Below are 21,273 nucleotides of genomic sequence, written 5' to 3'. Positions count from 1 at the left end.
TCCGAGCGCGGTGGCCACCAGCAGGGCGGCACACCCGCACAGGCGCGGCCAGCAGCGGTGGCTTGCCTCCTGCCGTCCAGATGGGTTGCGGTTCATGCGGGCGCTCCTTGCCGCATTTCAGCGGGCTGCGGGTTTTGCGGCGGGGGCGCCCTGGGCCGGGCTGCTGCGCTTGGTGGTCACCTGCCACTGGATCTCACCGCGTGTGAAGCCGTTGCTGCCCAGGCTCTTGGCAAATGCATCGCTCACGTCGTCGATGGTCCGGAAGCCCGGCACGGCCTTGAGGGCGGGGCCTTGCAGTGGAGCGGGCAGGGCGGGCAGCGGATCGGTGTCGGATGCAAAGCAGCCCACTTTTTCCGTGCCGGGTTTGCCTGCGTCCATGATGAAGGCGGGGTTGGGCGTCATCCAGTCGGGAATGCGCGTGGACAGCTGCGCCGACACCAGCGAATGCGGATGGATGGCATTGGGCAGCAGGCGCATCACGCCGCCCCTGGCGTCGGCAAAGTAGCAATACAGGTGCGAAGTGCGCGATACCGTGGCCGAGAGGAACACCTGCTCGCCTTCTTCAAAGGCGGCGCGTTCGCCCGCCGGCAGGGGGTTTTCGATCTGCAGCTCCACCCGCGTGGCCTCGGGGGCGGTGGCAATCGTCGCTTCGGGCACTGCCGCCGCACCCGCAGAAGCGCCCGTTGCGGGGGTGGCGACGGCCCCGGTGCTGGTCCAGCCTACGCGGGCCAGCGTGCCGTCGGGCGCAAGGGTGACGTAGTTTCTCAGCGCCCGTTCGTAGGTCGGAAAATCCACCACGCCCGAGGCCACCAGCCCGCTGTCCGCCTGGAAGCGCGCGAGGGCCGTGCGCAACTGCGGGCTGTTGCTTGGCAGGGGCTCGGTGCCCAGCGGCAGGTAGCCGCGGCTGATCAGCGAGCTTTGCACCAGGCTCGACTGCGCCTGCGGGCCGCTCTCGTCGAACCAGTCGCGCATCTGGCGCTGGAAGTTGGGGTGGGTCTGGTCGAGCGTCAAACACTGCCAGTAGGGCACACGGGCCCATTTGCCCACGAGTTCGATGGTGCCCAGGTCGATGAGGGTGCGCATTGCGCTGCCGGCGCCCTGGGCGTAGTCGCGCCCCACGTTGAACTTGACGCCGTAGCTGCCGATGCGGCCGGCCAGGTCCAGCCCCTGGCCCGCACCGCCGATGATCACTTCATTGGCGGAGTCGAGCCCCGGAATCAGCGTGCGCGTGCGAAAGTCGCCCAGGTGCATTTCGAGGGCGATGATGGTGGCATTGCGGCTGGCGCTGTAGCCCGTGTCGAGCCGGCTGGCCGAGGTGCCCACGTCGAAGCGGTTGCTGATGACGTTCTGGTCCACATAGGCCACGGCGCCCGACAGGTACAGCGCGGGCCGCTGCAGCTGCATCTGGTTGTTGTTCAGAAGGATGGTGGTGAGGTTCTGCACCGTGTCCTGCCGGGCGATGTCGACTTCGTAGTCCACGAAGCGGAAGGCATTGCTCAGCCGCGACATCTGCGACAGGGCCGTGATGATCATGTCCTTGCTGGCCACGGGCACACGGCTGGAGTAGTCGGGGATCTGCTTGCTGGTGATCAGCGTGGGGGGCAGTTGGGCTTCGCGCAGCAGATGGTCCATGCACATCAGCGAGTCCGAGAAGCTGGAGATCGAGCGCGTGGGCCGCACCACCGGGCGGTCCGACTGCGAGGCGTAGGACTGGAACGCCGCGTCCTTGCGTGCATCGACGGGCATGGTGCAGCCCTGCACCAGCAGCACCCCCGCGAGTGCAGCGGCCGTGCAGGCAAGGCGCTGGCGCTGCAAGGCGCGGAACATGGGCAATGCTGTTTTCATGAACTTTCCCCTGGTGCGGTGCAGCGGCTTACGCGGGAACGTGAAGGAGCAAGCGACCCTCTCGCAGTCGCAGGCCCCTTCAATTGCAGATATTCACAAGGTCTCCGCGCAGCACCACGATCTGTTCCTTGGGCGAGCCCGCTGCGGTGGTGAGGGTGGTCGTGCTGCCGATGCTCTGGGTGCAGGTGGTCTTGAAGCCATCGGAGGTGGCGGTGGACACCACGTCCTTGTTCGTCAGGATGTCGCCCGGATCGCCCGAGAACGCCTTGGCCTCATAGCGCGAGATGCGCGCCTTCTGCCATGCGGGCATGTCGGTGGAAGGCGTGATGTAGCCCGAGCGCGGCGCGGCGCCCGTGGGCAGCATCTGGATGCTGACTTTCTTGTCCAGGATGACCGGGTCTTCCCCTGGAGCGTATTGCGCGACTGCGTGCCAACTGCAGCACAGCGTGCCGAGGGCGATTCCCACCCGGATCGCGAGGTGTTCGACCATGATGCGGCCTCCAGTCATTGTGTGAGAAAGCGCCAGGCCCCCGCGCGGGCGGCCTGGCAAGCTTTTGGGGAGCAGGCGCAGCGATGCGCGGGCTTACCAGCCCGTGCTGCGCTGGCAGCGACCGTCTGCGCAGGGGTCGCGTGGCTCGTTGCAGGCGTCGTTGGATGCGATGTTCTGCGCCGCATGGCTGTTGTAGCCCTTGGCCTGGTTGGTCACTGTGGCGTTGTTCAGGTAGGTGGCCTGCGTGGACAGCCCGGCGATCGTCACCGCGCCGAAGTTGGACGAGAGGTTCTGGGTTGCCAGCGAATTGCTGCCGTCGGCTTCGTTCTTCACGGTGCTGCCCATGGCGGCCACGCCTTGCATCGAGGCGCCGGTGATGCGGACCTTGCCGTTGTTGCTGGCCAGGCTCTGCAGTGCGTCGGCCGTGCCGCCCGCGCCCTTGGCGCTGTTGGTCACGTTGCTGCCCGTCAGGGTGGTGGTCTGGAATGAAAGGCCACCCTTGGCCACTTCGACATCGCCGGCGTTCGACGACACGTTCTGGTTGGCGAAGTCGTTCTTGTCGACGGCGGTGTTGCTCAGGGAGCCCCCGGTGGCGATGGTCTTCTGGTCGGAAATGCCGGCGATGGTGATCTTGCCGGAATTGCTCGACACGTTCTGCAGCGCGTCATTGTTGCTGTTGGACGTGTTCGATACCGTGATGCCCGACAGCGTGGCCATCTGGCTTGAGACCCCCGTGATGGAGATGGCCGCCGGACTGGTGGGTTGAACGGCCATTGCTACGGTAGCGATGGTGCTGAGTGCAAAAAATGCAAGCTTTTTCATGACAGTTCCTTCGAGTGCTGACCAGATACCGGTTCCCAAGGCCCATCCATGGGGCGGCCTGGCGGGACAGGACGCCGTGGCTCGCGCCGCGAAGCAGCGGTTTGAAAAGCCGTGCGTGTTCTGCCTGGGGTCAGTGTGGTGGTGCGGTTCCGCTCCACACATCCCCAGCGCGGGCTACCGAGCAGGCATGAGGGTGCGGCGCTGGCGGCAAGGGTGGCGGCAAAGTCAGAGCCCTGGCAGGCCGTTGCAAAGTCGCCGATGCAGGCCCCGCCAGCCTCACCGGGCAACCCCTTTTCAACAAGGTAGTTTCGGTTTGTAACTTTGGAAACGTATGCAAATTGTTAATTGCGGGTGTAGATGTTTGCCGCTGTTTCTTTTAGTGTCGCGACCTGAAGGCATTCATTGCGCGCAGCAGTGCGTGTTGTTGCGGCTTCTGCGCACCCTTGGAGGTTGTGTATGGTCACGTATCCCGCCGAGCCCGGCCTTACCGGGCCAGTTTTCCGATCACCGGACGGTGGCGCAGGGGAGACGCACTTCGGAGCGCGCGGCAACCCCTCGTCCATCTGGCCGGATTTCCTGATAGGCCAGGCCGAGCGGCCAGTGCGCGTGCTGCTGGTGGACGACGACGCGCACATCCGCATGGTGATTGCGCAGGAACTCATGGCCGAGCCGCGCACGCTGCTGGTGGCCCAGGCGGGCAGCCTGCGCGAAGGGCGAAAGGCCATCAAGCAGCATGAGTTCGATGTGATGCTGGTGGACCTGCACCTGGGCGATGGCGAGGGTTTCGAGTTGCTCGACTACCTCAAGACCGTGCGGCCAGCGGCCGAGGCGGTGGTGATATCGGTCATGGAAAACGATGACCAGGTGCTGCGCGCCTTCGAGCTGGGCGCGACAGGGTATCTCAGCAAGAACTCGTGGTTTGGCAGCTATTCGCAGGCCGTGCTGCAGGTGATGAACGGCGGCGCATCGATCACGCCCAATTTGGCGCGCCGGCTGCTTCAGCGCTTCGACACGACCCGGGGCGACGCGCCCAAGCGCCGCCAGCCCGACGATGCCGACCGTCTCTCCGCACGCGAGAAAGAGATCCTGCGCATGGTGGCCAGCGGCTACACGAGTACAGAAATCGGTTCGCGCCTGCTGATCAGCTGCATGACGGTGAACACGCACATCCGCAACATCTACCGCAAGCTGCAGGTGCGCACCCGCGCCCAGGCCGTGCGCTTTGCGTCGCTGCGTGGGCTGTTCTAGGCCGAGGGCAGGGTCGCCGCGCAGCGGGCCTTCATGTTTCGCACCCGTCCGTCAAGCTTTGCGCTGGCGTGTGTCGCGCTGTGGGGCGTGCAGTTGGTGCTGAGCCTCATGGTGTCGCATTACTGCTGGCTCGGCAGTTCGACCGTGCAGCGCTGGCTGGATGTAACGATGATCGTCACCGAAGTGGTGCTGGGCGGGCTCATCCTGTTGCAACTGCCCCGTGCGCTGCAGTGGCAACCCCGGCGCAACCCGCGCCCCAGCGCGGAACTGCAGGCCGAGCGCCAGCGCATCGCACGCGAGCTGCATGACAACCTCGGCTCTCAACTCGTCAGCGCCATGGCAATGCTCCACCCCCTGGCGCCGGCACCTGCGCAGGCCCTGCAGGCGCTGGAGCTGTGCCTGCTGGATCTGCGCCTGGTGGTGGATTCGATGAATGCCCGCACCGACACGCTGGAAGACCGCCTCGCACGTTTGCGCCACCGCGTACAGCCCGCATTGGACCAGCGCGGCATCCGCATGGAGTGGGATGTGCAGTGCCTGGGCAGCGTGCCAGCGCTGGATGCCGAGCGCAGCCTGCACATGGTCTCCATCGTGCAGGAGGCCCTCAGCAACGTGCTGCAGCACGCCCGGGCCACGCGCGTGGCGGTGCGCGTGGGCCATGACGCCCACCTGCAGTCCTGGTTCCTTGAGGTGTGCGACAACGGGCGGGGCCTGCCAGACTCCGTGGCCGTGTCAAGCGCCGGCCCCGCTGGCATGGGCCTGCCCGGCATGCGCAGCCGTGCACAGGAGATTGGCGGGGCGCTGGAGCTGACGCGGCCCGAAGGGGGCGGCACCTGCGTCCGGGTGGTTGTGCCGGACGGCGCCACTGCAACCGACGCGTCTGCAGCCCCAAGTGCGGCCGCATCCGCACGCACGCTGCCGCCCTGAGGGCCGCTCGCCGTCGCCCACCCGGCGCTGCATGAGATTGCATGCAAAAACGGCATGTAGTGCTTGTGAAGCGGTCGTCTACAGCTATTGAAAATAGAGCAATCCTAGGCAGGCTCGGCCGGGGCGCCGGCGCGGAAGGGGGCGCCGCCTGTGGCACACTCGCCCGCTTTTCCCGTCCATGTGCCCCGCAGGATAGAACGCAATGCAAAAGATCGTCCGGCAGATTGCCGAAGAAATCCGGATCACCGAGCAACAGGTCAAGGCCGCCGTCGAGCTGCTGGACGGCGGCGCCACGGTGCCGTTCATCGCCCGCTACCGCAAGGAAGTGACCGGTGGGCTGGACGACATCCAGTTGCGTGAACTGGAAGCCCGCCTGTCCTACCTGCGCGAGCTGGAAGACCGCCGCGCCGCCGTGCTCAAGGCCATCGACGAGCAGGGCAAGCTGACCGACGCCCTGCGTGCCGCCATTGCGGCCGCACCCACCAAGCAGGAGCTGGAAGACATCTACCTGCCGTTCAAGCAAAAGCGCCGCACCAAGGGCCAGATCGCGCGCGAGTTCGGCATCGAGCCGCTGGCCGACAAGCTGTTCGCCGATCCCACGCTGGACCCGGCCGTCGAGGCCGCAGCGTTCACGAAGCCGCCCGAGGTGCTGGACGACGGTAAGCCCGGCGCGGACTTTTCCACCGTGCCCGCCGTGCTCGACGGCGTGCGCGACATCCTCTCCGAGCGCTGGGCCGAAGACCCGGCCCTGGTGCAGCAACTGCGCGAGTGGCTCTGGGCCGAGGGCCTGCTGCGCTCCAAGAAGGTGGAGGGCAAGAACGAGAACGACCCCGAAGTCTCCAAGTTCCGCGACTACTTCGAGTACGACGAGCCCATCGGCCGCGTGCCCTCGCACCGTGCCCTGGCGGTATTCCGGGGCCGGGCGCTCGAGATCCTCGAAGCCAAGCTGGTGCTGCCCGTCGAGCCCGAGCCGGGCAAGCCCAGCATTGCCGAAGGCAAGATCGCGCTGCACCTGGGCTGGAGCCACGCGGGCCGCAAGGCCGACGACCTGATCCGCAAGTGCGTGGCTTGGACCTGGCGCGTCAAGCTCAGCCTCTCGACCGAGCGCGACCTGTTCGCCCGCTTGCGCGAAGAGGCCGAGAAGGTCGCCATCAAGGTGTTTGCGGACAACCTGCGCGACCTGCTGCTGGCCGCGCCTGCCGGCCCCCGCGTGGTGATGGGGCTGGACCCCGGCATCCGCACCGGCGTGAAGGTGGCCGTGGTGGACGCCACGGGCAAGCTCGTGGAGACCGCCACCGTGTACCCGCACGAGCCGCGCCGCGACTGGGAAGGCTCGCTGCACACGCTGGCCAAGCTGTGCGAGAAGCACGGCGTGAACCTCATCGCCATCGGCAACGGCACGGCCAGCCGCGAGACCGACAAGCTGGCCGCCGACCTCATCAAGCTCGCCGCCAAGGTGGACCGTGTGATCGAGAAGGTGGTGGTGAGCGAGGCGGGCGCCTCGGTGTACTCCGCCAGCGAATACGCCAGCCAGGAGATGCCCGATGTGGACGTGAGCCTGCGCGGCGCCGCCTCGATTGCGCGCCGCCTGCAGGACCCGCTGGCCGAACTGGTGAAAATCGACCCCAAGAGCATCGGCGTGGGCCAGTACCAGCACGACGTGAACCAGAGCGAGCTGGCGCGCACCCTGGGCACCGTGGTCGAGGACTGCGTGAACTCGGTGGGCGTGGACCTGAACACGGCCAGCGTGCCGCTGCTCTCGCGCGTCTCGGGCCTCTCGCCCAGCGTGGCCAAGGCCGTGGTGCGCTGGCGCGAGGCCAACGGTGCGTTCAAGAGCCGCCAGCAACTGCTTGACGTGGCGGGCCTGGGCCCCAAGACCTTCGAGCAGGCAGCAGGCTTTCTGCGCATCCGTGGCGGCGAGAACCCGCTCGACATGACGGGCGTGCACCCCGAGACCTACCCCGTGGTCGAGCAGATCATGGCCAAGACCGGCAAGCCCGTGGCCGAGCTGATGGGCCGCGCCGACATGCTCAAGACGCTGCGGCCCGAACTGTTCGCCAACGAGAAGTTCGGTGTCATCACCGTCAAGGACATCCTGGGCGAGCTGGAAAAGCCCGGCCGCGACCCGCGCCCCGACTTCAAGGTGGCGCGCTTCAACGAGGGCGTGGAAGACATCAAGGACCTCAAGGAAGGCATGGTCCTGGAAGGCACCGTGAGCAACGTGGCCCAGTTCGGCGCCTTCGTGGACCTGGGCGTGCACCAGGACGGGCTGGTGCATGTGAGCCAGCTGGCCCACAAGTTTGTCAATGACGCCCGCGAGGTGGTCAAGACCGGCGACATCGTCAAGGTGAAGGTCATGGAAGTGGATGTGGAGCGCAAGCGCATCGGCCTGTCGATGAAGCTCGATGCCGCGCCACCGCGCCAGCACGGAGACCGGGGCGCGGCGCAGGGCAACCGCTTCGAAGGGGCCGGGCGCGGCTACCAGCAGCCGCCCCGCCGCGCGTCCGAACCTGCGCAGCCATCGGCCATGGCCTCGGCATTTGCCAAACTGCAGCAGGCCAAGAATCGGTAACAACCGGGTACATAATCGCCACCATCTCAACCGGAGGCGCTGTACCCCATGGAGCTGAACGCACTGCTGGCCCACCCCGTGGCGCTGCCCAGCCTGCCCCGCGCAGTCGCGTTGCTGATGACCGAACTGGCCCATGAGGAGCCCAGCCTGCGCCGCGTCAACCAGGTCATCGGCACCGACCCGGCGCTGACCGCCAGGCTGCTGGAGATGGCCAACGCGCCGGCTTTCCAGATGCAGCGCCAGATCGCCGGCATCCCCGAGGCTCTGGCGCTGCTGGGGGCCGTACAGTTGCGCACCCTGGTGAGTTCCGCCCCGCTGGGCACCACCTCGCGCTCGGTGCCGGGTATCAACATGCAGCAGTTCTGGCGCTACAGCCTCAACACCGCCAAGCTTGCGCGGTCATTGGCGGGCATCGTGCACCACAACCAGATCGCCGCGTACACGGCGGGCCTGCTGCACGCGGTGGGAGAGCTGCTGCTGCACCTTGCCGAGCCGGAAAAGGTGCAGTCCATCAATACGCTGGTGCCGCCCCTGGACCTGCGGCGCTCCAAGATCGAACAGCGCATTTTTGGCTACTGCTACGGCAACATCAGCGCGGGGCTTGCGCGGCGCTGGCAGTTTCCCGAGGTGGTGGTGGATGCGCTCGAGCACCAGAACGCCCCGCTGGACAACAATGCCTACGAGCCGCTGGCGGGCGTGATTCACCTCGCGTCATGGCGCGCCCGCGCGCGCGAGGCCGACATGGGCGAAAAGGAAATGGCGGTGTCCTTTCCCGGCGAGGTCGGGCTGGTGCTGGGCCTGGACATCGACATGGTGCTCCAGCAGGATCCCATCGACTGGACGGCGCGGCCCGAAGCCTCCGACTACATGGTGTGATCGCGCGGGCCGTGGGCTGCGGCTTGGCGGTCGAGCTGTGCGCCCCTGGGTCCGGCGTGTTCTGCTGGGCACAGCGCGGTCCTTAGCTTGGGGCTGCGGCCCGTGGCGCGGTGCCAGCGATGCGGCCGGCGCCCGTTGCTTTGCGACAATGGGGCCATGAAAGCCCTGCACATCCACGCCGGCCCCCGGGCCCTCCAGCACCTGGAGCGACAGGGGTTGCAACCCGGCGATGTGCGCGTGATTCCGGCCGCGGCGGGCGGCCCCAAAGGGCTGGTGCTGGGCCCTCTGGACCGGTTCATCTTTGGCGACTGGCTGCTGCAGGCCGGGCCTGGTGCGCAGCCTGTGCATCTGGTGGGGGCATCAATCGGCGCCTGGCGCATGGCCACTGCGTGCCTGGGGGATGCGAAGCAGGGTTTCGAGCGGCTGGAGCACGACTACATCCACCAGCACTACGACCTGCCGCCGGGCCGACGCCGGCCCGCGCCGGCCCATGTGAGCGAGCGGTTCGGCCAGAGCTTGGCAGCGTTCTACGCGGGGCGGGTGGACGAGGTGCTGCACCATCCGCGCTACCGTCTGCATGTGGTGGCCTCGCGCGGGCGGGGGCTGCTGCGGCGCGAGCACGCCCTGGCGACGCCGCTGGGGTATCTGGCGGCCTTTGCCACGAACGCCGTGCATCGCCGGGCCATGGGTGCCTGGCTGGAACGGGTGGTGTTCTCGTCGCCCGACGGGCCCGGCAGGCCCGACGGATGCACACCCCTGCCTTTTCGGGCCGATGACTACCGCACCCGGCAGGTGCCGCTGTGCGCCGCCAATTTCATGCCGGCGTTGCAGGCGAGTTGCTCGATTCCGTTCGTGCTGCAAGCCGTGCACGACATACCGGGCGCGCCCCGCGGCGCGTACTGGGACGGTGGCATCACCGACTACCACATGCACCTGCGCTATGGCGCTTCGGTACGGGTTGCTATTCAAAACGTAGCTGATAGCGCACAGCCATCAAGCGCTAGCGGCCGATTTGACCTCGAAACCGTGCGCCATGCCGACGGGCTGGTGTTGTACCCGCATTTCCAACGCCACGTGGTGCCCGGCTGGCTCGACAAACGGCTGCCGTGGCGGCACCGGGCGACGCCTGCGCTCGACGCCATGGTGCTGCTGGCCCCCAATCCCGAATGGGTGAAAACGCTGCCCAACGCCAAGCTGCCCGACCGCAACGACTTCATGCAGTACGGCGCAGACACTGCCGCGCGCGCCCGGGTGTGGCAGGCTGCGGTGCGTGCCAGCCAGCAACTGGCCGATGAATGGGCGGCCTGGCTGCACAGGCCCGACCTGGGTGTGGTGCAACCTCTGTAGGGCCTCGGCGGGTGGCTCAATGGGTGCGCGATAGACCGGATTGGGGCCTCGCTTGAGTCGCATTTTGGGTCGCAGGGGGGCCTGCACCTCATCGCCGTTGCCATCGCCGTTGCATCCGCACTGCAAGGGCATGGCCGCGGCCGTGCAGGGCGCCGTTTCCAACCGTGCGGGCGGGCATCGCCGCATGCCTGCGGGCCCCGACCCATGCCGTGGCGAATGCGCCGCGCGCCCGGGTCAGGCTGCGTCCGGCGGCAGGGGCGCGGAAAGGCTGTGCGCCCACCAGTCGGGGCGGGTGGCCTGGTGGTTGCGCGCCCACTCCATCACCTCGTGCGCAGGCATGGCCGGGGCGATGCCATGGCCTTGTGCCAGCTCGCACCCCAGTTGCAGTAGCTTTTCGCAATGCGCGCGGGACTCAGCTCCCTCGGCGATGACCTGGCGGTGGAAGGCGGACGCCAGCGCAACGATCGCGCCCACGAGCGTCAGGTCGTCGGGGTCGTGCAGGATGCCTTTGACGAACGACTGGTCGATCTTGATGGTTTCGGCGGGCAACCGCTTGAGGTACGACAGCGACGAGAACCCGGTGCCGAAATCATCCAGTGCAAAGCGCACGCCCAGCGCCTGGCATTTGTGCATCATCTGGCGCATGTACTGGATGTCCTCGAGCGCCGCGGACTCCAGGATCTCGAGTTCCAGCCGGGCGGGTGGCACCTCGGGGCAGCCATGCAGAATGTCCTTGAGGCGGTCCACGAAGTTGCCGCCGTGGAATTGCCGCGCGGCGATATTGACGCTGACCGACCACCCCATTCCCGCCCGCGTCCACACCCGCATCTGCGCCAGAGCTTCCTGCAGCGCCCATTCGCCCACGGCAACGATGAGGTCGGTGTCGTCAATCAGCGGGAAGATTTCGTGCGGGCCCAGCAGCCCGCGCTCGGGGTGTTGCCACCGCATCAGTGCTTCCATGCCCACGATCTCGCCCGTGCGCAGGTTGACCTTGGGCTGGTAGTGAAGGCGCAACTCGCCCGCGTGCAATGCCTGTGCGATGCGGGTCTGCTGCGAATGCAGGGTCTGCACCTCGCGGTCCAGCCGCACGTCGAAGAAATGCATCTGGTTGCGGCCCGCCGCCTTGGCTTGGCACATGGCTTGGTCGGCGTGGCGCAGCAAGGTGTCGGGGCCGGCGTTGTCGGGCGGGAAAACGGCCACGCCCACGCTGGCGGTGCACTGCAGCGCCAGGTCGTCGATGGCGTACGGCTGGGCCAGTTGGGCCAGGAGCAGCGTCAGGCGCTCTTCGATGGCGCGGGCATGAGGCAATTCGCCCAGCAGCAGCGCGAATTCGTCACCGCCCATGCGTGCCACGGCGTCGGTGGGCCGGGCAAAGGCCGTCAGGCGCAGGGCGACTTCCTTGAGCAGGCGGTCGCCCACCAGAATGCCGTGCTGTTCGTTGATGGCCTGGAAATGGTCCAGGTCGATCAGGCAGACCGCCAGCACGTTGCCCTGGCTTCGCGCCGTGAAGATGGCATGGGTAAGCCGCACGGCCAGCGCGGTGCGGTTGTACAGGCCGGTCAGTGCGTCGTGGCGCGCGTGCCAGGAAAGCTGCTGGCGCAGGTTGCGCGTTTCGGTGACGTCGCGAAACACCAGCACGCGCCCCGCCACGGTGCCGTCGGCCTGCCGGATGGGCGCCGCCGTGTACTCGATGGCATAGCGCTCGCCCGAGCGATGGATGAGCACCTGGTGCGTTGCCTTGGGGGTGAGCAAGGGGTCGGCCCCGGGCCTGGCTTCTTCGCTCGTAGCCAGGCCCAGGGGTTTCTCGTAGAGCTTGAAGACCTCGGGCAGCGCCCGCCCCAGCGCCTGTTGCGCCGTGTAGCCCGTCATGAACTGGGCTGCCTCGTTGATGGTCTCGATGCGCCCGCCCTGGTCCGTGGTGATCACGCCGTCGGCAATCGAGGCCAGCGTGACTTCGGCGCGTTCCTTTTCAGCGCGCAGGGCTTCTTCTGCCTGCCGGCGTTCGGTGATGTCCACCAGCGCGCCAATGGTTCCGGCCACGGCACCGTCGGTGGTCGTGAAGCCAGCCTGGTAGTACACCATCTCGCGCGCGGGCAGGTGCACCGGGTGCACCTCGACCACGCTGCCCTGTGGGCGGGTCACCAGCAGGGCCTGCAGTTCGGCCGATCGCTCGGCGCCGCCGGGCGTATCGTCCGCCGGCATGCTGGCGGAGTGCGGCCAGGGCCGCTCGAAAAGGCCGCGCCAGGCCTTGTTGGCGTCAAGGCCCACGCCTTTGGCGCTGCGCACGAAAACGGGCAGCGGCAACGCGTCGATCAACTGCCGGGTGAAATGCAGTTGCTCGCTCTGCAGGCGCTGCGTTTCGCGCAGCGAGTGCACCAGCGACTGCACCTTGGTGGCCATGTCGTTGAAGGCGCGGGCCATGGCGCGTGCCTCGAGCGAGCCGGTGACGGCCATGCGGGTGTCGAGGTGGCCTTGCTTGAACTGGTCCGACGCCGTGGCCAGCCGCGCCAGCATGCGTGCGTTGGCGCGCAGGAGCAGGGTCAGCAGGAACAGGATCGTGAAGATGTTCAGTGCAGAAATGCGCGACTGGACCACCACGTTGCGCCACACCTGGTCCGTGAGTGTCTGGGGTGCCAGGGTGACCGTCAGCGTGCCCGTTCGCCCATCGTCGAGCCGCCGCACGAATTGCCGTTGCGGGGGCTCGATGCCAAGGTATTTCGAGAACCAGTCGGGCGCGCTGGGGGCTGCGGCGGGGCGCTGCCACGTGACCGGCGCACCCGCGTCCACCTGCCACTGCAGCATCAGCAGCGCGGGCGGCAGCTGGGGCGTGCCATCGTCCAGCGCCTGCTCGATGTCTTGCAGCGTGGGGGCTTTCTGCCGCATCAGCGACGGCAGCAGGATGTAGGCGATGCGGCCCAGCTCGGCGGTCGCGCGCTCGTGCGCCTCGTCGGTCTCGGTGGCCACCAGCGCGTGGTAACGCACGCCAGTGACCAGCACCATGATGAGCAGGATGGGGATGAACAGCCGGGGATAGGTCCCGTGCGCCAACCATGTTTGTAGTTTCACTCGGCGCATGGGCAATCTCGCTGTGCGATCAATGCAGGTCAGATGTGAAGGAATGTTTCCTGCGGGGAAGTTTAGCGCCGTCGTGCGAGCCATGTAAGGTCTGGGCGCGACGGCGGGTACTGGCGCGCCAGTTTCTGCAGTGGGACCGACCTTGCCGCGGGCGGGGCGTTGCTCCCAGCCAAACGGCTCGGGCCGCGCGCACGGCAGGCAGGAATGCAAGCGTGTCGGCTTGGGGTGTCGGTCAATGCGGGGCAGCGGATGCGCGCAGGCTTGCAGGCGTTACGCGGCAGGAGCTGCCCGTCTGGCGCATCCACCCAGGCATCAGACGTTCAACCCAATGGCACCGCGTTGATCATTCCATTCAACGTGCCAAATGCAAGGAAGCATGCCGCATGCCACCGCCTGCGCAAGCCTCAAGGGGCACAGCGCGTCACCCTTCTATCCCCGTGGCGGGTGCGGGTGCGTTGGTTGGGCAGTGGTCGGACCGCCTTCCTGTGCCCCGTTGCGTGCATGGGGTTGGCCGGCAGCCTGTGGGGTGGCTGGCGCAGCGGCCCATTGCCGCCAGCCACCGTGCTGAAGCATGGGACAGGTCAATGTCCGCCGCTGGCGAGCGCGCGGAAAGCCTGGCCTCAGAGTGCCTGCGCGAGGAGGTCGCGGTATTCGTCGGCGGTGGCCATGCGCGGGTTGGTCTTGTGGCAGTGGTCGGCCAGCGCGCCCTTGATCACGTCGTCGAACATCGCCTCGGTCACGCCCATGGCGGCCAGGCCCGTGGGCAGGCCCAGGCGGGCGTTCATGTCGCGGATGGCCTCGGGGATATCGCCCGCGCTGCCCAGACCCATGGCATGCGCCATGCGCTCAAGGCGCCGGTCCTTGCGCACCGATTCGGCCTGCGCGTTGAAGCGCACCACGGACGGAAGGAACATGGCGTTGAGCGTGCCGTGGTGCAGGCGCGGGTTCACGCCGCCCAGGCTGTGGCTCAGCGAGTGCACGGCGCCGAGGCCCTTCTGGAAGGCCATGGCGCCCTGCATGCTGGCGCTCATCATGTTCAGGCGCGCTTCGCGGTCGGAGCCGTCGCGCGTGGCGCGCTCGATAGCGGCCCAGCCGCGTTCCAGCCCGTCGAGCGCGATGCCGTCGGCCGGCGGGTTGAAGGCGGCCGACATGAAGGTCTCCATGCAATGCGCGATGGCGTCCATGCCCGTGGCGGCCGTGAGCATGGGCGGCAGGCCCAGCGTGAGTTCGGGGTCGCAGATGGCCGCCTTGGGCACTAGGTTCCAGGAATGGAAGCCGAGCTTGCGGTGGTCGTCCACGATGATGATGGCACCGCGCGCCACTTCGCTGCCCGTGCCGCTGGTGGTGGGCACGGCGATCAGCGGCGCTGCGACGGCTGTGATGCGCGGCGAGCCGCCTTCGATGGTGGCGTAGTGCGTGAGCGGGCCCTCGTGCGTGGCGGCGATGGCGATGCCCTTGGCGCAGTCGATGGCTGAGCCGCCGCCCACGGCGATGAGGCCATCGCAGCCCTGCGCCTTGTACACCTCGACGGCGGCGCGCACGGCGGCCTCGGTGGGGTTGGAGGGGGTCCGGTCGAACACGGCCACGGTCATGCCAGGCAGGGCGTCCAGCGCCTTCTGCAGCACGCCGGCTGCTTTGACCCCGGGATCGGTCACGACCAGCGGGCGCGTGATGCCCACGCGTTCGCACTCCTGCTTCAGGAGCTTGACGGCGCCGAACTCGAACTGGACTTGGGTGACGTAGTAAATGAGAGCCATGGCGATGGGAGGAGTTGCGTTTACGATGACGTCAAACACTTTACAACCCGGAGACACGCATGACCACGAAGCAAACCCTCATTGCGCTGGCGCTATCCGTCGCCTTTGCGACAGCCGCACAGGCCGAGTGCCTGACCGACGCGCAGGCCGCCGACATGGTGGCCCACTACATGGCCAAGACACCGGCGGCCAACCCCGAGAACCTCTCGGACGCCGACGGCGCATGCACGCGTTCCAAGGTCAACCAGTTGCTGGCGCAGCGGCTGGGCAAGGTGATCGGATACAAGGCCGGGCTGACCAATCCGGCGGTGCAAAAGCGTTTCAACACCGACAAGCCGGTGTGGGGCAAGCTGTACGAGGGCATGGTCTTGCCCAGCGGTGCCATGGTGGATGCAGCGTTTGGCGCCCGGCCGCTGTACGAAGCCGACATGCTGGTGCGCGTGAAGAGTGCCGCCATCAACCACGCCCGCACGCCCATGGAGGTGCTGGAGGCAGTGGACCAGGTCATCCCGTTCATCGAGCTGCCGGACCTGCTGGTGCAGGCGCCGCCCAAGCTCAATGGTGCCGGCGTGAGCGCCATCAACGTGGGCGCGCGCCTGGGCGTGGCCGGCACGCCGCTGGCCGTGCCGGCCTACCGGGCCGAGCGGTATGCGATGCTGCAGGCGCTGGCCGACATGAACGTGTCGCTTGCCGATGGCAACGGCACGCGCCTGGGTGGCGGCAAGGGCAGCGATATTCTCGACCATCCGCTCAATGCCGTAGTGTGGCTGGCGGGCGCGCTGGCCCAGGAGGGGCTTGCGATGCAGCCGGGCGATCTGATCAGCCTGGGCTCGTTCTCACCGCTGTTGCCGCCCAAGTCCGGCCTCTCGGTCACCGCCACGTACGACGGTCTGCCGGGTGCCGCGCCGGTGCGCCTGGGCTTCAGGTAACAATGCGCCCCTTGCCCGCGGCCTGCGCGGGCGGCTTTCCCCGAGACCCTGACCGTTGACTGATCTGCACATCCACCACACCCGCCTCACTCCCCAGATGCGCAGCGTGCTCGAACGCATGGCCCGCGCGGGGCACCCGCCACTGCACACGCGCTCGCCACAGGATGCCCGCATCGCCTACGAGGCCGGCGCGGGTGTGCTCGAAGTGCCCAAGGCGCCCTTGGCCCGGGTGGAGGATGTGGGCATTCCCGCACGCGACGGCCATGTCCTGCCCGCGCGGCTGTACGCGCCGACCACGGCGGCCGGTCTGCCGCTGCTGCTGTACCTGCACGGCGGGGGCTTCACCATTGGCAGCATTGCCACGCACGACACCCTGTGCCGCGAACTGGCGCGGCTGGCCGGGTGCATGGTGGTGTCGCTCGACTACCGCCTTGCGCCCGAGCACCGCTTTCCCACCGCCACCAACGATGCGTGGGACGCCCTGCAATGGTTGGCGGCCCACGCGACGTCCCTGGGTGCGGACCCTGCACGCCTGGCCGTGGGCGGCGACAGCGCCGGCGGCACCCTGGCCGCCGTGAACGCCATCCTGGCGCGGGACGCCGGTATCGCGCTGGCGCTGCAGTTGCTGTTCTACCCCGGTTGTGCGGCCCACCAGGACACGCCTTCCCACGCCACCTTTGCGCGCGGGCTGGTGTTGGAGGAGCCCGCCATCAGCTGGTTCTTTGGCAACTATGTGCGCAGCCGCGAGGAGCGCGAAGACTGGCGCTTTGCCCCCCTGTACGCGCCCGATGTCGACGGCGTGGCGCCGGCCTGGCTGGGCCTGGCCGAATGTGACCCGCTGGTGGACGAGGGCGTCGATTACGCCGACAAGCTGCGCCTGGCCGGCGTGCCGGTCGAGCTGGAAATCTACCGAGGCGTGACCCACGAATTCATCAAGATGGGCCGTGCCATTCCCGAGGCGCGCAAGGCCCATGCCGACGCGGCCCAGGCGCTGCGCCAGGCTTTTCACAAGGACTGAAAGTGACCATGCAACGCAGCAGCTTTCGCTGCTTTCACCGCCTGCGCGTGCGCTGGGCCGAGGTGGACATGCAGAAGATCGTGTTCAACGCGCACTACCTGATGTACATCGATACCGCCATGTCCGACTACTGGCGCGCGCTGGCCCTGCCGTATGAGTCGAGCATGCTGGCGTTGGGCGGCGAAATGTATGTGAAGAAGGCCACGGTCGAGTACCACGCCTCGGCGCGCCTCGATGACACGCTGGATGTGGGCCTGCGCTGCACGCGCGTGGGCAATTCCTCCTGTCTGTTCGAGGCAGGCATTTTCGCGGGCGACCAGCTGCTGGTTTCGGGTGAGCTGGTCTATGTGTTTGCCGACCCGGCCACCCAGACATCGCGCCCCGTGCCGCCCTCGCTGCGCGCCATCTTCGAAGGCTTCGAGGCCGGCGTGGACATGGCCGAGGTGAAGACCGGCGACTGGAACGCCCTGGGCCGCGACGCCGGCCGCCTGCGCACCGCCGTGTTCGTGCGCGAGCAGGGCATCCCTGCCGACATCGAGGCCGATGCGCTGGATGCCACCGCGCGCCATGCGGTGGTCTATAACCGCCTGGGCATGCCCGTGGCCACGGGCCGGCTGCTGCAGGAAGCGCCCGGGGTGGGCCGCATCGGCCGCATGGCCGTGGACCGATCGGTGCGGGGCGCCCAGTGGGGGCGGCAGTTGCTGGAGGCGCTGGTGGAGGCATCGCGCGTCCGTGGCGACCGCGAGGTGCAACTGCATGCCCAATGCAGCGCCGAAGGCTTCTATCGCCGTGCGGGGTTTGCCCCCGTGGGTGCCCCCTATGAGGAAGCGGGCATCGCCCACGTCGCCATGGCGCGCAGCCTTTAGCCGTTGGCCGTTGCTCCGTATTTTAAGTGCTATGAAAAAAGAAGCTTGCCGCGCTTGATTGGTAAGGACTGCGGACGATTTTTGCCTGAATTTCCGCAGAACGTCGCGCGCCCCGGCGATCCGGGCGCGGCGGCCGCAGCCGCAGCTACCGCCCGGCAACCTCAAATGTCGTCGAGCAGTGGGTAGGGAAGGGCGCTCAGCGTGATCGGTACGCCGCCGGCTGCACCCACCTGCAGGGCGTCTTGGGTGGCAGCAATCTGCAGCGACACGATGGCATCCACGCCGCCGCCCGGTGCGGGCGCCACCTGCACAACGGTGCCGCAAGGCTGCTCCAGGTCGCTGGCGGCAAAGATTTCCGCGCCCACGGCCATGGGCGCATCGGCATGAGCGATGTACGCCCTGCGCTTGAGGGTGCCACGGAACTGGCTGCGTGCCACCACCTCCTGGCCGGGGTAGCAGCCTTTCTTGAAGTTGACGCCGTCCACCGACTCGTAGTTGAGCATCTGCGGCACGAAGGCATCGACCACCGGGGCGGTGAGCGTGGCCACGCCGCTTTGCACATCGCTCCACTGCCACAGGGCGGTGTCCAGCGTGGCACCCGCCGGCGCCGGTTCGGTGGCAGGCGCCACCCATATTGCGCGGGGCTGGCCCAGGGCCGGGTACAGATGGACGACGGTTGCAGCGCCGAAATCGGCCTTTGTCCAGGCTGGTTGCGCGCCACCAGCTACTGATTCAATAGCGCTTCCCGCCAGCCCATACAGGGCGTAGTCCGCGCTGGCGTCGCTCAGCCGGGCCTTGGCTCGCAGCACGAACATCGACAGGCGCTTGAGCGTGGGCGCCAGCAGGTCGCGGCTGCAGATCAGCAGCACTTCGGTGGCACTGCACTTGAAGCCGATGAAGCTGGCCTGCATGCGGCCCTTGGGCGACAGAAAGGCCGCCAGGCGCGCGTGCTGCAGGTCGAGCAGCGCGAAATCCTGGGTGAGCTGGCCGTGCAGAAACTTGGCAGCGTCTTCGCCTTCCACGCGAATCACGCCGAGATGGGGCAGGGGGGCAATACCGTTGAGAGACAGGGTCATGGCTGAATTATGATGCCCGGTCCCATACATACAGGCAGCAGGGTTGTGCGACGTTTACTGGCTTTGATCGTGTTGGTTTTGATCGCACTGGGGGGCGCTGCCTACTGGTGGCTGCACCAGCCGTTGCCCGTGGGCGCGCAGGCGCTGGAACTGGCCATCGAGCCCGGCACCACCCCACGCGGCGTGGCCCGCGATGTGGTGGCGGCCGGGGTGCAGACGGATGCCCGACTGCTCTATGCCTGGTTCCGCTTTTCGGGCCAGGACCGCGCCATCAAGGCGGGCAACTACGAAATTCCCCCGGGCACTACGCCGATCGGCCTGCTGAACAAACTGGCGCGGGGCGAGGAATCCCTGCGCGCGCTCACGCTCGTCGAAGGCTGGAACTGGCGGCAGGTGCGCCAGGCGCTGGCCCGGGAGGACCAGCTCAAGCCCGACTCCGCCGGCCTGTCCGACGATGCGCTCATGGCGCAGCTCGGCCGGCCGGGGGTGCACCCCGAGGGGCGGTTCTTCCCCGACACCTACGCCTACGCCAAGGGCACGAGCGATCTGGCGTTGCTGCGCCGCGCCCTGCACGCCATGGACCGGCGCCTTGAGGCCGCCTGGGCCCAGCGCGCGGCCGATACCCCGCTCAAGTCGGCCGACGAAGCCCTCATCCTGGCCAGCATCGTCGAAAAGGAAACCGGCCGCGCCGCCGACCGGGGCCAGATCGCCGGCGTGTTCGTCAACCGCCTGCGCAGCGGCATGCTTTTGCAGACCGACCCCACGGTGATCTACGGCCTGGGCGAGAAGTTCGACGGCAACCTGCGCCGCCGCGACCTGCTGGCCGACACGCCCTGGAACACCTACACCCGCGTCGGGCTGCCCCCCACGCCCATTGCCATGCCGGGCAAGGCCGCGCTGCTGGCGGCGGTGCAACCCGAGCGCACGCGTGCGCTGTATTTCGTGGCCAAGGGTGATGGCAGCAGCCACTTCAGTGCCTCGCTGGACGAGCACAATCGTGCCGTCAACCGCTACCAGCGTGGCCAGTGAAGTGCGGGCCCGACTGGTCAGGGCCGCCCGTGGGCGCGCCCTTTGCGCGCCGCGCTGGCCGGGTGCTGGCGGCACCACCGTTTCATAAAGGTATCCATGTCCCGACCTGGCTTGTTCATCACGTTTGAAGGCATTGATGGCGCTGGAAAGTCTTCGCACATCGAAGGGTTGGCCGAGGCCTTCCGTGCGCAGGGGCGCACGGTGACCGTTACCCGCGAGCCCGGGGGCACGCCGCTGGCCGAAAAGCTGCGCGCCATGGTGCTGAACGACCCCATGGACGCGCTGACCGAGTCGCTGCTGATCTTTGCCGCTCGCCGCGACCACCTGTGCCAGGTGATCGAGCCCGCACTGGCGCGCGGCGACGTGGTGCTGTGCGACCGTTTTACCGACGCCACGTTTGCCTACCAGGGCGCTGGGCGTGGCTTCGATCTTGAAGTGCTATCAAAATTAGAGCTTATGGTGCAGACCGGGCTTGCGCAAGAGCCCGGTTTCATGCGCAACCCCGATCTCACGGTGTGGTTTGACCTGGCGCCTGAGATCGCGGCGCAGCGCCTTGCCGGCGCACGCGTGCCCGACCGCTTCGAAGCCCAGCCGGTGGAGTTCTTCCGCCGCGTGGCGCAGGGCTACGCCGACCGGGCAGCCACCGCCCCGCAACGTTTCGCACGCCTCGATGCCGCGCTGGACCGCCACCGTGTGTGGCAGCAGCTCACCAGCGTGTTCGTGCGCCGCGGGTGGCTGGCCATCATGGTTGCCACCCAGGGGGGCGGCCAATGAGTGGCACGTCTGTGGTGGCCCTGGCGCCCTGGATTGCCGCGCAGCGCGCCACCTTGCTTGCACAGCGCGGCCACGCCTGGCTGCTGCAGGGGCCTTCGGGGCTGGGGCAATACGCGCTGGGCCTGGAACTGGTGCGTGCCTGGCTGTGCGATGCGCCCGGTGCACAAGGTGCTTGCGGCCAGTGCGGCAGCTGCCACGCCATTGACGTGCGCACCCACGCCGACCTGTGCGTGCTGATGCCCGAGGTGCAGATGCTGGCGCTGGGCTGGCCTCTGTCTGAAAAGGCCCAGGCCGACATCGACGACAAGAAGCGCAAGCCCAGCCGCGAGATCCGCGTCGAGGCGATGCGCGATGCCGTTGAATTCGCGCAGCGCACGTCTGCGCGGGGGCGGGGCAAGGCCGTGCTGGTGTATCCGGCAGAGCAGATGAACCACGTCACGGCGAATGCGTTGCTCAAGACCCTGGAGGAGCCCGCGGGCGACGTGCGCTTCGTGCTGGCCAGCGAGGCCGCGCACCAGTTGCTGCCCACCATCCGCAGCCGCTGCCTGGGCCACGCCATGGTCTGGCCTGCCGAGGCCGAGATGCTGCAGTGGCTGGTGGGGCAGGGCGTCGAATCCGCCGC

At 67.8% G+C, this 21,273-nt stretch carries 16 protein-coding genes and 1 pseudogene; 11 read left to right on the top strand and 6 right to left on the bottom strand.

Annotated features, from left to right (window positions below):
• Positions 1-117: 117 nt before the first annotated feature.
• From ACDELDRAFT_RS09035 to ACDELDRAFT_RS09025, 3 genes are all read right to left on the bottom strand, one after another.
• Positions 118-1,845 carry a DUF4384 domain-containing protein gene (locus ACDELDRAFT_RS09035; RefSeq protein ID WP_005795751.1) on the bottom strand — a complete coding sequence of 576 codons (1,728 nt, stop codon included), beginning with the start codon at positions 1,843-1,845 and terminating at the stop codon, positions 118-120.
• Between the two features lie 79 nt (positions 1,846-1,924).
• A complete protein-coding gene (locus ACDELDRAFT_RS09030; protein ID WP_005795749.1) occupies positions 1,925-2,335 on the bottom strand; it encodes a hypothetical protein in 411 nt (136 codons plus the stop codon).
• A gap of 93 nt (positions 2,336-2,428) precedes the next feature.
• Complete coding sequence (locus ACDELDRAFT_RS09025) at positions 2,429-3,157, bottom strand: hypothetical protein (RefSeq protein ID WP_005795747.1); 729 nt, start codon at positions 3,155-3,157, stop codon at positions 2,429-2,431.
• A gap of 456 nt (positions 3,158-3,613) precedes the next feature.
• Here ACDELDRAFT_RS09025 and ACDELDRAFT_RS09020 point away from each other — a divergent pair, with 456 nt between their 5' ends.
• The 5 genes from ACDELDRAFT_RS09020 (at position 3,614) to ACDELDRAFT_RS09000 (ending at position 10,127) form a co-directional block, all read left to right on the top strand.
• Positions 3,614-4,405, top strand: coding sequence for a LuxR C-terminal-related transcriptional regulator (locus tag ACDELDRAFT_RS09020; protein ID WP_005795745.1), 792 nt, complete (start codon positions 3,614-3,616; stop codon positions 4,403-4,405).
• A gap of 33 nt (positions 4,406-4,438) precedes the next feature.
• A complete protein-coding gene (locus ACDELDRAFT_RS09015; RefSeq protein ID WP_005795744.1) occupies positions 4,439-5,332 on the top strand; it encodes a sensor histidine kinase in 894 nt (297 codons plus the stop codon).
• Between the two features lie 202 nt (positions 5,333-5,534).
• Positions 5,535-7,904, top strand: a complete 2,370-nt coding sequence (locus ACDELDRAFT_RS09010; RefSeq protein ID WP_005795742.1) for a Tex family protein — start codon at positions 5,535-5,537, stop codon at positions 7,902-7,904.
• Between the two features lie 48 nt (positions 7,905-7,952).
• Positions 7,953-8,780 carry an HDOD domain-containing protein gene (locus ACDELDRAFT_RS09005; RefSeq protein WP_005795740.1) on the top strand — a complete coding sequence of 276 codons (828 nt, stop codon included), beginning with the start codon at positions 7,953-7,955 and terminating at the stop codon, positions 8,778-8,780.
• Between the two features lie 156 nt (positions 8,781-8,936).
• A complete protein-coding gene (locus ACDELDRAFT_RS09000; protein ID WP_005795738.1) occupies positions 8,937-10,127 on the top strand; it encodes a hypothetical protein in 1,191 nt (396 codons plus the stop codon).
• 234 nt (positions 10,128-10,361) lie between these two features.
• Here the strand turns inward: ACDELDRAFT_RS09000 and ACDELDRAFT_RS23625 are convergent, their stop codons facing one another.
• Both ACDELDRAFT_RS23625 and ACDELDRAFT_RS08990 read right to left on the bottom strand, forming a co-directional pair.
• Positions 10,362-13,202 (bottom strand): bifunctional diguanylate cyclase/phosphodiesterase, encoded by a 2,841-nt coding sequence (locus tag ACDELDRAFT_RS23625; protein WP_005795736.1) that lies wholly within the window; start codon positions 13,200-13,202, stop codon positions 10,362-10,364.
• 620 nt (positions 13,203-13,822) lie between these two features.
• Complete coding sequence (locus ACDELDRAFT_RS08990) at positions 13,823-14,959, bottom strand: iron-containing alcohol dehydrogenase (protein ID WP_005795734.1); 1,137 nt, start codon at positions 14,957-14,959, stop codon at positions 13,823-13,825.
• A 59-nt stretch (positions 14,960-15,018) separates the two neighbouring features.
• Here ACDELDRAFT_RS08990 and ACDELDRAFT_RS08985 point away from each other — a divergent pair, with 59 nt between their 5' ends.
• From ACDELDRAFT_RS08985 to ACDELDRAFT_RS08975, 3 genes are read left to right on the top strand one after another with little or no spacing between them, the layout of a single operon-like run.
• Entirely contained in the window at positions 15,019-15,888 is an 870-nt protein-coding gene (locus ACDELDRAFT_RS08985) for a 2-keto-4-pentenoate hydratase (RefSeq protein WP_005795732.1), read from the top strand.
• Positions 15,889-15,943: 55 nt separating this feature from the next.
• A complete protein-coding gene (locus ACDELDRAFT_RS08980; protein WP_040328598.1) occupies positions 15,944-16,906 on the top strand; it encodes an alpha/beta hydrolase in 963 nt (320 codons plus the stop codon).
• Between the two features lie 8 nt (positions 16,907-16,914).
• Positions 16,915-17,772 (top strand): YbgC/FadM family acyl-CoA thioesterase, encoded by an 858-nt coding sequence (locus ACDELDRAFT_RS08975; RefSeq protein ID WP_005795729.1) that lies wholly within the window; start codon positions 16,915-16,917, stop codon positions 17,770-17,772.
• Between the two features lie 161 nt (positions 17,773-17,933).
• Here ACDELDRAFT_RS08975 and ygfZ read toward each other — a convergent pair whose 3' ends face one another.
• Complete coding sequence (gene ygfZ, locus ACDELDRAFT_RS08970; RefSeq protein WP_005795727.1) at positions 17,934-18,848, bottom strand: CAF17-like 4Fe-4S cluster assembly/insertion protein YgfZ; 915 nt, start codon at positions 18,846-18,848, stop codon at positions 17,934-17,936.
• Positions 18,849-18,893: 45 nt separating this feature from the next.
• Here ygfZ and mltG point away from each other — a divergent pair, with 45 nt between their 5' ends.
• The 3 genes and pseudogenes from mltG to ACDELDRAFT_RS08955 all read left to right on the top strand — a co-directional run.
• Entirely contained in the window at positions 18,894-19,877 is a 984-nt protein-coding gene (gene mltG, locus ACDELDRAFT_RS08965) for an endolytic transglycosylase MltG (RefSeq protein WP_420042319.1), read from the top strand.
• Between the two features lie 96 nt (positions 19,878-19,973).
• Positions 19,974-20,651, top strand: coding sequence for a dTMP kinase (gene tmk, locus ACDELDRAFT_RS08960; RefSeq protein ID WP_005795723.1), 678 nt, complete (start codon positions 19,974-19,976; stop codon positions 20,649-20,651).
• A pseudogene (locus tag ACDELDRAFT_RS08955) lies at positions 20,648-21,273 on the top strand (DNA polymerase III subunit delta'); the annotation flags it as partial. The gene tmk and the pseudogene ACDELDRAFT_RS08955, both read left to right, overlap by 4 nt.

This window comes from Acidovorax delafieldii 2AN (genome assembly GCF_000175235.1).
Classification (GTDB): Bacteria; Pseudomonadota; Gammaproteobacteria; order Burkholderiales; family Burkholderiaceae_C; genus Acidovorax; species Acidovorax delafieldii_B.
Note: the sequence above shows the minus strand (reverse complement) of the source record. Positions and strands in the feature narration are given on the sequence as shown.